Origin of the sequence: Phaeobacter sp. JH204B, assembly GCF_048055755.1 — a bacterium.
Classification (GTDB): domain Bacteria; phylum Pseudomonadota; class Alphaproteobacteria; order Rhodobacterales; family Rhodobacteraceae; genus Phaeobacter; species Phaeobacter bryozoorum.
Map to the genome: position 1 here is coordinate 21535 of NZ_JAYMXF010000028.1, position 14084 is coordinate 35618.

Below are 14084 nucleotides of genomic sequence, written 5' to 3' on the forward strand. Positions count from 1 at the left end.
CCGAGGCCGACGACTACCACAATCGAACCCGCAGACTCTCGTTATGAATGAGTGACCCTCGTGGGTCAGGTCATGCCGGATCGGCAATGGTCTTGGAAACCGGCGTATCCATCAGCATGCATCCAGCCTTGATACTATGCCAGATGATCCTTGAGATGTTGCCCTTTGCGGTCTGGCGAGAACTGATACCGACTGACAGGTGGAACGCGACTACCACAAGGCCGCTCATCCCAACCATAGGCCCAAATGCGTGCTGTCGTTGTTTCGCTCGTGCCGGGTGCCAGCACCTTTACTGGCGTATCATCAGCGAAGATGGCCTGACCGGCCGACACATGCCGCCCAATAGCATCCGCCAGTGGTTCTAAAAGAGCCGTGGACTTGCCGATCCAATCCGCCAGCGTCGAGCGATCAATGTCGATCCCGTCGGGCTCGAAGATGCCGCTCAGGCGGTACAGCGGCAGGTGACCCACGTATTTATTGACCAACACATGCGCTAGTAGGCCCGGACCGGGATGTCCGCGCTCAATGGCCCGCCAACTGATGCCGCAGCTTCTCGATCACGGTGATTTTGCCCTCTTTCACCGATGGCGAGACGAACCGACCCTTCTCAAGCCGCTTGCTGAACAGGCATGCGCCCTGGCCATCCCACCAGATGATCTTGATCAGATCACCGCGCGGCCCACGAAAGACAAACAGATGCCCTGCAAACGGGTCCCGCTTTAGTGCTTGCCGGGACAGGGATCATGCACAAACGCCTCGAATGAGACGCGCCAAGGCTTTGGATCAATCCTCAATTGATGACCACCTGCGATGTCGATCTCAATCATGCTGTCGCCGGGGGTGCCATTGGACGTAAGCGTCGGGGGTTCTTCGGCAACAGGCCTGTCGACGATCTCAACTGGAAGAAAGCAAGGTGATGGGGCGGCCTGATCTTCGACGCCCTGCAGATCCGGCGCAAATTTAGCGTCACGCAACCACTTGTGGATCAGATTGGTGTTCATCGCGTAAAGCCGCACGACCTGCGCTACCGATCCCCCTGGCGTGCAGATCGACACCTCCTCCTCATCCGACCAGAAACGCTTCTTCCGACCGTTCTTACCCGCCGTATCTGCACTCAAGACGTCCACCATCGTTGGTGGACACTATCAACACATGCTATGAACCGTCAGAGCAGCGAGGCCGGACGCTTACCAAAATCCAAACACAAACAGCGCACAGAACCCCGCCAAATGCAGGCACAGTCGCGTTGGGATCATCAGCTGTAAAAGCTTCACGAAAACGCAAAAACAAAACCGAAAAGCAAAGCGAATCTAAAAAAATACGGCGTTTCAGGTCGCCTGGGTCGGCTGTTTTCGGCAGAGATATCCAGAGCAGTCAGTGCTCTGACTGTATCTTTTACCTTTTATTATAATTGAATCGTTAGACATTCTACCAAGTTGCGCTGCCGCCGCGGCCTGCGAAATGCAGGGCCAAGGAGGCTTACGAAGCAAGTGGTCAAGGATTGCCAATGTCTATGTGTTGTTCTCTGTGCCAGGGTGCGCGTCTCAACAAATTCCTGGATCTGGGGCGCCAGCCGCTGGCCAACAAATACCCAAAACCGGATGAGTTCGATAGCGAGAGATATTTCCCGCTGGAGGTCTTCTTTTGCGAGACCTGCAAGAATGTTCAGCTTGGCGAGATGGTGCCACGTACCATCATGTTCGAGGATTATTACTATCTGAGTTCGGTCAATGGCGGGCTGGTTCGCCATTTCGAAGACCTTGCGGCGACCCTGAAGGATGCCGATTTCGTTGTTGATGTCGGATCAAACGATGGTGTTTTGTTGCGGCCGTTGAAGAGGCTTGGCGTTCGCGCGCTAGGCGTCGAACCTTCGGTGAACGTGTCCAAGATCGCAAATGACGAGGGGCTGGAGACGCTCTGTGCCTTTTTTGAGGAAACCTCGGCGAAACAGATCCTGGATCGCCACGGACCCGCCGATGTGATCGTCGCCAGCAGTGTGTTTACTCATCTTGATGCGCCGGATCAGTTCATCAGGGCAGCAGACATCCTACTTGCCGAGACCGGGAAGCTGGTGATCGAGGTGGAGTATATCCTCAACATGGTCACTCAGGTGCAGTTCGAGCGGTTCTATCTCGACCGGATTTTCTACTACTCGATCTCTTCGATGAAGGCGCTGTTTGGCAAACATGGCATGGTGATTGCCGGCGTCGAGCCGGTTGAGCAGCATGGCGGTTCGCTGCGCTTTACCCTGATGCGTGACACCGTGGGCATCGAAGCGCCAGACCTTGAGGACCTGATCGCGACCGAGCTCGAGGTCCTGAATTCCGATGCCTTGACCGATTTCGGTCAACGCTGCCGGGCCTTGACCGACAAGCTGGTATCGGGGCTCAGACGTTGGCAGCAAGAGGGGATAAAGGTGGCCGGCTATGGCGCTCCCGCACGGCTATCGACCATTACCAATTTTGGCGGCATCGATAGCGAATTGCTGCCCTTCACCATCGATGACAGCCCGCTGAAGCAGGGGCGCACTTCGCCCGGAGCGCATATTCCGGTTGTGGCTGCGTCGGAACTTGAGAGCTACCAGCCTCAGGTGCTGGTGGTCTTTGCCTATGAATATATCGACGACATTCGGAGAAAGACGGGTAACGCCTACGATTACTACATGCCTATTCCGCTTGTTGAACTCACAGCCTCCTGATTATTAGAATGGGGACCAAAATGTCTGAAGAAATTCAAAGAATTGTCGAACGCCTTGGTGCTCATGCCCATCGGTTCTCAGGAAAGACCGTCCTGCTTGCAGGCGGTGCCGGCTTCTTGGGGAAACATTTTCTAAAGGTGTTTCAGAAGCTGAACTGCGATGTTCTGAGCCAGCCCTGCCAGGTCATTTCGGTGGACAACTATATCACCGGGACCAAGAACCTGGATGAGAGCATTGAACGCGACCCCAGCATCACGCAGGTCTGGGCCGATGTGACCCATCCGCTGCCGGTGCGCGAAGACATCGACTTTATCATTCATGGCGCGGGCATCGCGTCGCCAGTCTACTACATGCGCTATCCACTGGAGACGATCGAAAGCGCGGTTCATGGCACCCGTAACCTGCTGGATCTCGCGTCTCGCAACAAGAACCTCGAAGGTTTCTTGTTCTTCAGTTCCTCGGAAATCTACGGTGATCCTGATCCCCGAGCGGTTCCGATCAAGGAAGACTACCACGGCAACGTCTCGACCGTTGGTCCGCGTGCCTGCTACGATGAATCCAAACGCCTCGGTGAAACACTCTGTACCATCTACAATGAGCATCATGGCGTTCCGACAAAGATCGTTCGCCCGTTCAACGTCTTTGGCCCGGGCATGGGCCACAATGATCGCCGCGTGATCCCGATGTTCACCTATCAGGCGCTGAACGGCCGCACGATTCCAGTGCATGGCACGGGGCTGCAAACACGTACGTTCTGCTACATCACTGATGCGATCTACGGTTTCCTGATGACGCTTCTTGAGGGCAAACGGGGAGAGGCCTACAATATCGGCAACCCCGACAATGAAATCTCGATGAACCAGCTTGCGGCAATGTATCCAAGGCTGGTACCGGGCGCGACCTTCACCACGATCGATTATCCGGACACATATCCGGCGGGTGAACCCAACCGGCGTTGCCCGGATATCACCAAGGCCTACGAGGCCTTTGGGTATACGTCCGAAGTTGATGTAGAGGATGGTCTGAGCAGATTCATCGACTGGGCGCGGCATGAGCACAGCTACATCGACTATGAACCTGAGACCGCAGTGAAACTGGCCGGTTAAGGCCTCATGACAACCTTGGGTTTGATCGGGCGAGGCGCTTGGGCCCGCACGATTGGCATGACACTGGATAGTCTGCCCGACGTGAACTGGCTGCCAATTACCGATCCCGGCCCACCTGTAGATGGCGTTGTCATCGCCAACAGAAGCATGGATCACGTCACGTCGGCGCTGCCTTTTGTGGCAGCCGGTGTGCCGTGTTTCGTCGAAAAACCTCTTGCTACCTGCCTTGCGGACTTTGTTGAGCTGAAGGCCGCCGCTGATGCAGCGAACTGCCCGGTCTTTGCCGGGCACCTGCATCGGTTCAATCCAGCCGCCGAAGTCTTTTGTGCAACCCTGTCGCAGATTGGACCGGTCCAATCGGCTTCAGCCTACTGCGCCAACAACAAACCACGCGACGACACATCAGTGATCTGGGACTGGTTACCGCATCCTCTCTCTTTGGCCCGGCAGATTTTCACAAGCCCGGCAGACCATGCCAGGGCGAATAGTTTGCACGGTGGCAATCGTCCGCAGCATGTCAGGGCCGAGCTCTCCTATCAGGGAAGAAAGTTCACTCTGGAGGCCAGCTGGCGAGCATCGACGCCAGCCTTTCGCATCATCGCCAAGGGCCGCGACGCGACGCTGATCTTCGATGACAAGGCTGAGGAGAAGGTTGTACTAACGCGAGAGGGCACCAGTACACCGCTCGCCTATGGGCAGGAGCCACCGCTCACCCGCGAGCTGCGTGCCTTTGTCGATATGATCGGCGGGCGGCGCGAGAATGCCTCATCACTCAGCGCGGCAGAAGATGTCATGCGCAGCCTGGACGCGGTTGCCCGTTCCGTCAGCGAAAGGGGCGCCCGGGTGGCGATCAATTGGCCCGACTAAGGTGGTGATAGATCTGCGTCAGGATCTCCTGAACGCGCCTGTCCACATGGCTGGTTTCCATGGCCAGCTCATGACGGGCGATCAAACCCGCCTCGCCCTGTGTCCGGAAATGATCGTTGGCCGCCTCTGCTATGGCTCTAGGGTTCTCCAGATCACTCGGCTCAAAATAGAACAGATGCTCCTGCAGCGGCGCCAGCGCAGGTAGTTCCCTGAGGCTGGCTGGCAGGATTGGAATACCGCCGGTGATCAGCGCATCAAATACCCGGATCGGCAGATCGTCGCGCGTTGGAATGATCCAATGGCTCATATGGGCTGCCCATTCATCCAGTCGGTCCAGCTCGGTTCGATTATGATACAGCCGTGTTGCGGGCCCGACATGTTTGAAATGCGTGTTCAACCCTTCCAGCATCGCGTTGCGTTCAGGGAATTGGGGATAGACGATATGACGCCCGAGAGGTTCCGGATCCCGAACAGAGGCCAGAAGGCGACCACGGTGCTCTGTCAAAAAGGACCGGGTCCATTGGATGACCGCAGCACTGATCGGTGCGCTCATCGCCGCCGTCATCTGGGCATAGGTCTCATTGTTATGCGGATGGCATGGGACGTAAAAGTCCGACAGAAGCGCAAAGTTCACGGATTCGGTAATCTGATGATGGTTGTCGAAATCCCAGATACACACATGTGCACGCGGCTGATTGGCAAACATGGCCGCATATTTATTCATACCGGCCTGAATAATGTCATTACTGTTTAGAATATAGATAGTGCCAGCGTCGAAGTGGGTAATGGATTTCAGGTCGACCAGCCCAATCTGATCCGTTTTCTCCGCCTTGCCGAAAATACCGGCGCTGAGAAGAACATTGGTCTGAGGGCGTAGCTTCATTCCTTGAGAGAAAGCGCTGCGGCGTGCTTCCTTTTGCTGGTTCCATTGTGCGATCTGTTTGTTTTGGGGCGATATATGCTGCGACGAAGGATCCTGGGTCTCTTGATAAGTATGTGCCACTGTTCAATCTCTCAAATAATTATCTCTACGCGCTGACTTGCCGCCTCTGGTTGTACTTTTGCATGGCAGCATCCGCAGGCGCGTCGGTAAGGGGACCAAGACCAAATTAAGCCAATAATACTGAAAATTTCTCTAATCGGGCACTCCGCAGGCAGAATGCAGCAGTATGCCGGAACAGGTTCGGCGCTCCTCACCCGCAGGATATCTGCAATCGACCGCAGATAAAGACCGGCAATACCGCTGGGAGCAGCCCGGGGGCATTCACGGGCGACAGCGTCACCCGGTCAAGCGGCCTCCAGGCCAATGCGCAAAGCCTCAAGCAGGCTGCTGGCCTCTCCCTCACTCAGGATCAGCGGCGGCGAAAGAATGACATTTGCGCCCGAAACCCGAACCAGGGCACCGGCCTCATAGCAGGCCTCCTGGACGGCCAAGGCCCTGCGCCCGTCAAGTGGCGCTCGTGTCTGGCGATCACTCACCAGTTCAATGGCCGTCATCAACCCATGCCCGCCACGCACATCCCCGACAATCTCGTAACGCTCCTTCAGCGCCAGACAGCCCTCGTAGAGCTGGGTGCCGCGGGCAGCGGCGGTCTCCGTCACCTTCAGCCGCTGCATTTCCGCCAGGCAGGCCAGCGCTGCGGCGGCGCCGACCGGATGGCCGGAATAGGTGTAGCCGTGGCCGATCTTGGCGTCCGGGTTATCCTCGAACACCTCGATCATCCGATCCCCCAGCATAACCGCGCCAAAGGGGAAGAACCCGTTGGTGATGGCCTTCGCGGTGCACATCATGTCGGGCTGAATGCCCCAGAGCCGGGCGCCGGACCAGGCGCCGGTGCGGCCATAGGCGGTGATCACCTCATCGGTGATCAGCAGGATACCATGGCGATTGCAGATCTCCTGAACCATCGGGGCAAATGACTTATGGGGCGGGATGACGCCTCCGGCGCCCAGAATGGGCTCCATGATCATCGCAGCGATCGTATTGGCCCCCTGAAACGCGATTTCATCTTCCAAAGCCGCGACGCAGAGCTGGGCAAGACGCTCGGGGTCGCTCTCATTGAATGGGTTGCGATATGTATAGGGCGCGGGGATATGAAAACAGCCCGGCAGCAAGGGTTCATAGGCCGTACGGAAATTGGCGTTTCCGTTGACCGAGGCCCCTCCGATATGGGTGCCGTGATAGCCTTTCTTGAGGCTGAGGAACTTGGTGCGGCCCGCATCGCCGCGCAGTTTGTGATATTGCCGTGCCAGCCGGAGCGCGGTCTCGACGGAATCGGAACCGCCGGAGGTGAAAAAGGCTCGGCTTAGCCCGTCAGGGGCAAAGAACCGGCTCAGCTCATAGGACAGCTCGATCGCCGCATCGTTGGAGGTGCCGCGAAAGGTCGAATAATAGGGCAGTTTATCCAGCTGCGCGGCCATGGCGTCCTTTACCGGCTGGCAGGAATAGCCCAGGTTCACATTCCACAGGCCGCCCACCCCATCAATGACCCGATGGCCGTCGATATCCGTGATCGACACGCCTTCGGCCTCGGTGATGATCTTCGGGGGCTGGTTGATGCTATCCTGCGGCGAGGTCATCGGATGCCACATCAGCCGACCGTTCTGTTCCTTGAGAAAGTTAGAATCTTTCATGATGCGATATCCGATACATGTATGTGTGACGGGGACGGCTCTAGCGCGGTTGCCCAGGCAGCCTGCACCGCTGCGGGAACCGCGCCGCCCCAATTGCGGGTGATCTCGCGGCTGGCGGATGTCAGTTCTGTCTTGATCAGCCGCTGCTGTTCCGGTGTGACCCGTGCGGCCACGCTGGCCACCGATACCGCTCCGACAAACAGCCCGGTCTGATCGTAGAGGGGCGCAGACAGGCTATGGATCTCCGCTTCGAAACTCCGGTCTGAGCAGGCAAATCCGCTGGTGCGTGCCGCCGCGACCAATTCGTGCAGCGCCTCAGCTGTTGTTGCGGTATGGGGCGTGAACCGATCCAGCCGGGCAAGGGCAGAGGTCATCAGGGCCTCCGGGCCAAAGGCCAGCGCGCATAGCCCCGACGCCGTCGCATGAAGCGGAAAGGTCGTGATGTCGATAATCGCCCTCGTGCCGTGCCGGGGGGATTCGCAGGACGCCAGCGCGTAGAGCGTCGTTCCTGAGAGCACTGACACATGCGCGGTCTCGCCGGTGACCTCGGCCAGCTGCGCCAGCGCCAGCTGAGCGCCCATCTCACGGGGGACGGTGGCCTCCCGCACCTGTGCCAGCTGCAGGATAGCAGGCCCCAGGCGATAGTGTTTTGTCACTGGATTCTGTTCGACAAATCCAGCGGTTTCAAGGGCCTGGAGGTGGCGGTAGGTGGTCGCCTTGTCCCGTCCCGCGATCCGGCACAGTTGCGACAGCCCGATCTCAGGCCGGTCGGTAGAGAAGTGCGACAAGAGCGCCAGCGTTTTGGTTGCAGAGGACATGCCTTCGGTCACCCTTCAAGCGAATTCAGAAAAAATTTGACACATGATGTTTAGCAAGGCAACCTTTTTTACGTAACATCGGTTCGATATATGAACCGATGACAGGGAGGGAAACATGTCAAAGTTCAAGATTTCTGCCACTGCGCTTACCTTGGCCATGATGGCTGCTGCCGGTGCGGCATATGCCGAATACCCGGAGAAACCCGTTGAATTTGTGGTGCCATGGCCGCCCGGCGACCTGGAGGACGTCCTGACCCGTATGATCGCGGAGGATTTCTCGGCCGCCTATGATGTGCCCACTGCGGTTGTGAACAAACCCGGTGGCGGCGGCGGCCCGTTTCCCGGTGCGGTCGAGGTCGCCACTGCGCCTGCTGACGGCTATACGGTCGGATCCTTCATCATCGCCATTCCCGTGGTCGGCCCGCAGATCGGCATCCCGGAGCTGAGCCCGGATCCATTTGTACCGCTGGGCAATTTCCTGACCTACCCTTTCGTAATCGCTGCCGGGGCGAATGCGCCCTATGATGATATGGCCGGGCTGGCCGCCCATGCGGCGGAAAACGATGTGGTGCTTGGCCATTTTGGCGCTCCTCTGGTGCCGACGCAGGTCACATTGGGTCTGGCCAAGGAGATGGGGTTCTCCTACGCCTCCGACGCTGCCTTTGACGCCCTGGACTGCAACACGCTGGCCTCCGGGGATGTGGATGTGATCAACACCACGCTTCAGCTGATCCTGCCATGCCTCGACAGTGTAAAGGTGCTTGCCTCCATCGGCGCCGAGCGGATCCCGCTGACACCGGATGCGCCCACCGTCGCAGAGCTGGCGCCGGATCTGAATGTCTCGCTGTGGAACGGGCTCTTTGTGCACAAGGACACGCCGCAGGATGTGCGCGATAAGATCATCGCTGTCGCGGAGCAGACGGTGATGTCGGAGCGCGCCCAGGCGCTGGCCGCAGAAACCGGTGCGGCGGTCTATTGGCAGCCCGCCGCTGAGGTGGCCACTCAGATCAAGGCCGATATCGAGACCATGGCCCGGATCGACGGTATGTTGAGCAACTAACGGATCTCGCAGGCTCGGCGGCGTCGATCGCCGGGCCTGCGCAGCTCTAGCAAGGGGGCGACCAATGTCGCGGGTCAAAACGCTTCAAGCCTTGTTCAAACGCTACCGAAGACCGGGGGATATCGTCTTTGCCTGGATTGTGCTGGTCGGCGCTCTCCTGCTCCTGTCGCAAATCTTCGAGCAGACCGTCTGGCGTAAAGGCAGCGCGCTTTTTGCTCAACCTCGGTTCTGGCCAGCGGTGTCTCTTGGTGGCATGGCTGCTTTTGCCGCATTTCACCTGCTTGGCTCGGCGCTGTCCGAACGGATCGAAGGACGCTGGCAGGAGGTCCTGCTCTGGATCGCCTCGCTGGAATATGCAGGGTGGTTCATCGCCTATGCTGCTGCGGTTCCCTATGCGGGCTACCTGCCGGCCACGGTGATATGCGCGGTCGCTCTGGCGCTGAGGGTGGGCTACCGGCGCCCCGCAACACTGGCGGTCGCGGCGCTTTCGGCGCTGCTGATCGTGGTGCTGTTCAAGACCTTGCTGAAGGTGAATCTGCCCGCAGGCCTCGCCTATGACTCCTTGCCCGACGGGCTACGCCAAATCATGCTGACCTATTTCTGATCGGGGCAACCAATGGAAAATCTCCTCGCCGGGGCCGAGATGCTGGCCCGCTGGGATGTGATCGTCGCGCTGTTGATCGGGTCAATCGGCGGCGTGATCATCGGGGCCATTCCGGGCGTCGGACCCGCAGTGGCGATCGCCATCCTGCTGCCGGCGACCTTTGCCTTCGAGCCTATCGTGGGATTGACGATGCTATTGGGGATCTACGGATCCTCGATGTATGGCGGGGCCATCCCTGCGGTCCTGATCAATACGCCGGGCACGGCGGTGAATGCGCTCACATCATATGACGGCTATCCGATGACGAAACAGGGGCAGGCCCATCGGGCGCTGTCGCTGGCCTATAGCGCGTCGTTCTGGGGTGGGATATTCGGCATCCTCTGCCTGATCCTGCTGTCACCGGTCCTGGCTCTCGTGGCTCCGATGTTCGGCTCCAGAGAGATCTTTCTTGCTGCACTTCTGGGGATCATCCTGGTCATCCTTGCCCACCGGGGCCAGATCTTTGCCGCCGGCGTTCTGGCGATGTTCGGCATCTTTCTACAGACCGTCGGCCTCGATGCGGTGACCTACACCCAGCGCTATACCTTCGGCCTCACCTTTCTCAACTCTGGCGTGAACCTGATTGTTGTCGTGCTCGGCCTCTTTGCGCTGAGCCAGGCGTTTTTCCTGCTGACCGCCCCCGACAGCCAGCCGGATGCAAAGCCGGTATCGGGGCGGATGGGGGCCGGCATCAGGGAGCTGATGCAGCACAAGCGGGTAGCAACCGTCGCCTCCGCCTGTGGCGTGATCCTGGGCATGATCCCCGGCACCGGCGAGTTCACCGCCCAATTCATGAGCTACACCTACGCCCAGAAAACCTCCAAGACGCCGGAGCTGTTTGGCAAGGGATCCCCCGAAGGTCTGATCGCCTCGGAGGCTGCCAATAACGCGGTTCCGGCTGCGGCGATGATCCCGCTTCTCGCGCTCGGCATCCCGGGGGAGGCGCTGACGGCCATGATGCTGTCGGTGTTCTATGTTCATAACGTCATCCCCGGCCCACAGCTGTTTCAGAACAATATCGACCTGGTCTATGGTCTCTATCTGGCGCTGATCCTGCTCAATGTGATCGTGCTCGCCTTCCTGATGGTCTCCACCAATCTGCTGACCCGGATCATTCGCATCCCAACCCGGTTTCTGGGGGTGATGATCCTTTTGCTGTCCTTTGTCGGCGTCTATTCGCTGCGAAATTCCCTGACGGACTGCATGATTTCGGCAGGGTTCGGGGTGCTTGGCCTGATCCTGAAACGTCTGAACCTGCCGATTGTCCCGATCATCCTGGGCATGGTTCTGGGCGGCATCATGGAGGTGAAGCTGCGTTCGGCCCTGCCGCGCCTCAAGACGCCGCTGGATATGATCGACCGCCCGATTTCCTTTCTCCTCTTCATTCTGATCCTGATCGTTCTGGCCCTGCACCTGCGCGCGCTGATGCGTGAATGGCAGGCGCATCAGCCCGACGAAGACCACGATCTGCACGACAGCCAAACAAGGTAGCCCCATGGACCAAAGCAAGATCGACGCCCTTCGGTCACAACCGGTGCAGCCGGTTTCACATCTCATCGACGGTCGGCAGGTTGCGGCCTCTGATGGGGCGATGCTGGATGTGCTGTCGCCGATCGACGGGTGCGTGCTGACCCGGATCGCGCGGGGAACTGCGGCGGATATGGAGGCGGCCATCGCCTCCGCCCGCGCCGCCTTCGAGGATCGCCGCTGGGCCGGGCAGCCGCCCGCCGCCCGCAAGAAGGTTCTGATGAAATGGGCCGAGCTGATCGAGGCGCACGCGCTCGAACTCGCCGTTCTGGGCGTGCGCGACAATGGCACCGAAATCAATATGGCGCTCAAGGCCGAACCCGGATCAGCCGCCGCCACGATCCGCTACTACGCCGAGGCACTGGACAAGCTCTATGGCGAAATCGCGCCCACGGCGGGTGATGTGCTGGGCCTGATCCACAAGGATCCCGTCGGTGTGGTCGGCGCGATAATTCCGTGGAATTTTCCGCTGATGATTGGGGCTTGGAAACTGGGCCCGGCGCTTGCGATGGGAAATTCCGTGGTGCTGAAACCCGCTGAAACCGCCTCTCTCTCGCTGATGCGGGTGGCGGAACTGGCGCTTGAGGCGGGCCTGCCACCCGGCGTCCTGAACGTGATCACCGGCGAAGGCGCGGTGGTCGGCGAAACCCTCGGCCTTTCGATGGACGTCGACGTTCTGGTGTTCACCGGATCGGGGCAGACCGGGCGTCGGTTGCTGGATTATTCCGCCCGTTCAAACATGAAACGTGTCTATCTGGAGCTGGGCGGCAAATCTCCCAATATTGTCTTCGCTGATGCGCCGGATCTGGCAGAGGCCGCAAAAGTGACCGCCGCAGGTATCTTCCGCAACTCGGGTCAGGTCTGCGTCGCAGGCTCCCGCCTGCTGGTCGAGGCCTCGATCCACGACAGATTTGTGCAGGAGGTCGCGCGGGCAGCAGAGGCGATGCAGGTCGGCGACCCGCTTCGGCTGGAGACCCAGATCGGGGCGATCAATTCCGAAGCACAGCTGAAGCAGAACCTGACCTTCGTCGCCACCGCCCAGCAGGAAGGCGGGCAGATCGTCACCGGCGGGCAGCGTATTTTGTCGGAAACCGGCGGCTATTACATGGCGCCGACCATCGTCACTGATGTCACGCCAGCGGCGACATTGGCACAGCAGGAGGTGTTTGGCCCAGTGCTTGCCGTGACCCCCTTCAAGACCGAGGACGACGCCGTGCGGATCGCCAATTCCACGGTCTACGGTCTCGCCGGTGCGGTGTGGACATCCGGGCTCAGCCGCGCCCATCGCATGGTGCAGCGTGTCCGAACCGGGGTGATGCATGTCAACACCTATGGCGGCGCGGATGGCACCGTCCCGCTTGGCGGGGTCGGGCAGTCCGGGAACGGGTCGGACAAATCGCTTCATGCCATCGACAAATACATCAACCTGAAAACCGCATGGATCAAACTCTGAAAGGTGGGGCAATGACCGAGAAAACCATTCTGGTGGTTGGCACCTATGACACCAAGGACGATGAGCTTGGTTTTCTGGCGAGCGTGATCGGCGATCAGGGGGGCAGGGTCCTGACCATGGATGTCTCGGTTCTGGGCGACCCATCGACGCCGACCGACTATTCCAAACACGACGTCGCCGAGGCCGGTGGCAGCTCGATCCGGGCGGCCATCGACAGCGGGGATGAAAACACCGCCATGCAGATCATGGCGCATGGTGCCAGCTTGCTGACGGCGCGGCTGCACCGGATGGCGGCTTTTGACGGGGTGATCGTCCTTGGCGGCACGATGGGCACCGATCTGGCGCTTGATGTCTGTTCGGGCTTGCCGCTTGGGGTGCCGAAATACATTGTCTCAACCGTTTCCTTCTCGCCGCTGATCCCGGCCGAAAGACTGGCGGCCGACACCCAGATGATCCTCTGGGCTGGTGGGCTTTACGGGCTGAATTCCGTCTGCAAGGCCTCGCTCAGCCAGGCCGCAGGCGCCGTTCTGGGTGCCGCGAGGGCCGCGCAGATACCGGACCCGGATAAACCGCTGATCGGTATCATGTCCCTTGGCACATCGGCGCTGAAATACGTCATTCCGCTGAAACCGGCGCTTGAGGCGCGCGGGTTTGAGGTTGCGGTCTTTCACGCCACCGGCATGGGAGGGCGCGCCTTTGAGAGCCTCGCAGAGCAGGGCGCCTTTGCCTGCGTGTTTGACTTCTGCACCCAGGAGCTTGGCAACCATATCCACGGATCGTCGATTTCCGCCGGCGCGGATCGCCTTACCAATGCCGGCGCCAGGGGGACGCCGCAGATTGTCGCCCCCGGCTGCTATGATCTGGTTGATGTGGTCGGCTGGCAGCCAATCGCCGAGAAATGGTCGGACCATCCGAAACACGCGCACAACCGGCTGCTGACCTCGATTGTCCTCAACACCGAGGAACGGCGCCAGGTCGCCCGCGCCCATTCGAAACAGCTGGCTGACGCCGACGGTCCTGTGGCGATGATCCTGCCGGAGCGTGGACTCGGCGAATGGGACCGCGAAGGTGCCGACCTGCACGACAGCGCGGGGCTGGCGGCGTTTCTGGCGGAGCTTGAGGCGACATTGCCCGCGCATGTCTCCGTGCACCGCCTCGACAGCCATATCAACGACCGTGCCTTCGCCGATAAGGCACTGGAGATTTTCGACCGCTGGTGCGCCGACGGCATTGTTTCGCCGTAACGCCTGCCGCCCGGATCCTGCGCTTGACTCACCG

Annotated in this window: 14 protein-coding genes; 8 read left to right on the forward strand and 6 right to left on the reverse strand. The window is 59.6% G+C overall.

Annotation, left to right across the window (positions count from 1 at the left end):
- Positions 1 to 134: 134 nt before the first annotated feature.
- The 3 genes from VXL81_RS16125 to VXL81_RS16135 are packed head-to-tail and all read right to left on the reverse strand — an operon-like array spanning position 135 to position 1130.
- Positions 135 to 542: an IS66 family transposase gene (locus tag VXL81_RS16125; RefSeq protein ID WP_416555178.1), complete on the reverse strand. Its 408-nt coding sequence runs from the start codon at positions 540 to 542 to the stop codon at positions 135 to 137.
- The gene (gene tnpB / locus VXL81_RS16130) at positions 523 to 738 is read right to left on the reverse strand and encodes an IS66 family insertion sequence element accessory protein TnpB (protein WP_416555180.1); all 216 of its coding nucleotides are present in this window, start codon (positions 736 to 738) and stop codon (positions 523 to 525) included. The genes VXL81_RS16125 and tnpB overlap by 20 nt, the downstream gene beginning before the upstream one ends.
- Positions 720 to 1130, reverse strand: coding sequence for a hypothetical protein (locus VXL81_RS16135; protein WP_416555144.1), 411 nt, complete (start codon positions 1128 to 1130; stop codon positions 720 to 722). Before VXL81_RS16135 ends, tnpB begins: the two co-directional genes overlap by 19 nt.
- Before the next feature lie 377 nt (positions 1131 to 1507).
- Here VXL81_RS16135 and VXL81_RS16140 point away from each other — a divergent pair, with 377 nt between their 5' ends.
- The 3 genes from VXL81_RS16140 to VXL81_RS16150 are packed head-to-tail and all read left to right on the forward strand — an operon-like array spanning position 1508 to position 4671.
- Positions 1508 to 2698 carry a class I SAM-dependent methyltransferase gene (locus tag VXL81_RS16140; protein ID WP_416555146.1) on the forward strand — a complete coding sequence of 397 codons (1191 nt, stop codon included), beginning with the start codon at positions 1508 to 1510 and terminating at the stop codon, positions 2696 to 2698.
- A 20-nt stretch (positions 2699 to 2718) separates the two neighbouring features.
- Positions 2719 to 3804: an NAD-dependent epimerase/dehydratase family protein gene (locus VXL81_RS16145; RefSeq protein ID WP_416534251.1), complete on the forward strand. Its 1086-nt coding sequence runs from the start codon at positions 2719 to 2721 to the stop codon at positions 3802 to 3804.
- A gap of 57 nt (positions 3805 to 3861) precedes the next feature.
- Positions 3862 to 4671 (forward strand): Gfo/Idh/MocA family protein, encoded by an 810-nt coding sequence (locus VXL81_RS16150; RefSeq protein ID WP_416555148.1) that lies wholly within the window; start codon positions 3862 to 3864, stop codon positions 4669 to 4671.
- On the opposite strand, the gene VXL81_RS16155 is transcribed toward VXL81_RS16150, so the two are convergent.
- The 3 genes from VXL81_RS16155 to VXL81_RS16165 form a co-directional block, all read right to left on the reverse strand.
- Entirely contained in the window at positions 4655 to 5674 is a 1020-nt protein-coding gene (locus tag VXL81_RS16155; protein ID WP_416555150.1) for a hypothetical protein, read from the reverse strand. The two genes, VXL81_RS16150 and VXL81_RS16155, sit on opposite strands and share 17 nt — an antisense overlap.
- Before the next feature lie 284 nt (positions 5675 to 5958).
- Complete coding sequence (locus VXL81_RS16160; protein ID WP_340546364.1) at positions 5959 to 7305, reverse strand: aminotransferase class III-fold pyridoxal phosphate-dependent enzyme; 1347 nt, start codon at positions 7303 to 7305, stop codon at positions 5959 to 5961.
- A complete protein-coding gene (locus VXL81_RS16165; protein WP_416555152.1) occupies positions 7302 to 8123 on the reverse strand; it encodes an IclR family transcriptional regulator in 822 nt (273 codons plus the stop codon). The genes VXL81_RS16160 and VXL81_RS16165 overlap by 4 nt, the downstream gene beginning before the upstream one ends.
- A gap of 115 nt (positions 8124 to 8238) precedes the next feature.
- On the opposite strand from VXL81_RS16165, the gene VXL81_RS16170 reads away from it, so the two are divergent.
- The 5 genes from VXL81_RS16170 to VXL81_RS16190 all read left to right on the forward strand — a co-directional run bounded on the left by VXL81_RS16170 (position 8239) and on the right by VXL81_RS16190 (position 14050).
- Entirely contained in the window at positions 8239 to 9183 is a 945-nt protein-coding gene (locus VXL81_RS16170; RefSeq protein WP_416534256.1) for a tripartite tricarboxylate transporter substrate binding protein, read from the forward strand.
- A 64-nt stretch (positions 9184 to 9247) separates the two neighbouring features.
- Positions 9248 to 9787: a tripartite tricarboxylate transporter TctB family protein gene (locus tag VXL81_RS16175; RefSeq protein ID WP_416537616.1), complete on the forward strand. Its 540-nt coding sequence runs from the start codon at positions 9248 to 9250 to the stop codon at positions 9785 to 9787.
- A 12-nt stretch (positions 9788 to 9799) separates the two neighbouring features.
- Entirely contained in the window at positions 9800 to 11317 is a 1518-nt protein-coding gene (locus VXL81_RS16180) for a tripartite tricarboxylate transporter permease (RefSeq protein WP_416555154.1), read from the forward strand.
- A gap of 4 nt (positions 11318 to 11321) precedes the next feature.
- A complete protein-coding gene (locus tag VXL81_RS16185) occupies positions 11322 to 12806 on the forward strand; it encodes an aldehyde dehydrogenase (protein ID WP_416555156.1) in 1485 nt (494 codons plus the stop codon).
- 11 nt (positions 12807 to 12817) lie between these two features.
- On the forward strand, positions 12818 to 14050 hold the full coding sequence (locus VXL81_RS16190; protein WP_416555158.1) for a Tm-1-like ATP-binding domain-containing protein: 1233 nt from the start codon (positions 12818 to 12820) through the stop codon (positions 14048 to 14050).
- Positions 14051 to 14084 lie beyond the last annotated feature (34 nt).

Excerpts from the sequence above, each read along its gene's own strand:
- VXL81_RS16135 (WP_416555144.1), bottom strand. The coding sequence starts at position 1,130 with ATGGTGGACGTCTTGAGTGCAGATACGGCGGGTAAGAACGGTCGGAAG.
- VXL81_RS16140 (WP_416555146.1), top strand. The coding sequence starts at position 1,508 with ATGTCTATGTGTTGTTCTCTGTGCCAGGGTGCGCGTCTCAACAAATTC.
- VXL81_RS16145 (WP_416534251.1), top strand. The coding sequence starts at position 2,719 with ATGTCTGAAGAAATTCAAAGAATTGTCGAACGCCTTGGTGCTCATGCC.
- VXL81_RS16150 (WP_416555148.1), top strand. The coding sequence starts at position 3,862 with ATGACACTGGATAGTCTGCCCGACGTGAACTGGCTGCCAATTACCGAT.
- VXL81_RS16160 (WP_340546364.1), bottom strand. The coding sequence starts at position 7,305 with ATGAAAGATTCTAACTTTCTCAAGGAACAGAACGGTCGGCTGATGTGG.
- VXL81_RS16165 (WP_416555152.1), bottom strand. The coding sequence starts at position 8,123 with ATGTCCTCTGCAACCAAAACGCTGGCGCTCTTGTCGCACTTCTCTACC.
- VXL81_RS16170 (WP_416534256.1), top strand. The coding sequence starts at position 8,239 with ATGTCAAAGTTCAAGATTTCTGCCACTGCGCTTACCTTGGCCATGATG.
- VXL81_RS16175 (WP_416537616.1), top strand. The coding sequence starts at position 9,248 with ATGTCGCGGGTCAAAACGCTTCAAGCCTTGTTCAAACGCTACCGAAGA.
- VXL81_RS16180 (WP_416555154.1), top strand. The coding sequence starts at position 9,800 with ATGGAAAATCTCCTCGCCGGGGCCGAGATGCTGGCCCGCTGGGATGTG.
- VXL81_RS16185 (WP_416555156.1), top strand. The coding sequence starts at position 11,322 with ATGGACCAAAGCAAGATCGACGCCCTTCGGTCACAACCGGTGCAGCCG.
- VXL81_RS16190 (WP_416555158.1), top strand. The coding sequence starts at position 12,818 with ATGACCGAGAAAACCATTCTGGTGGTTGGCACCTATGACACCAAGGAC.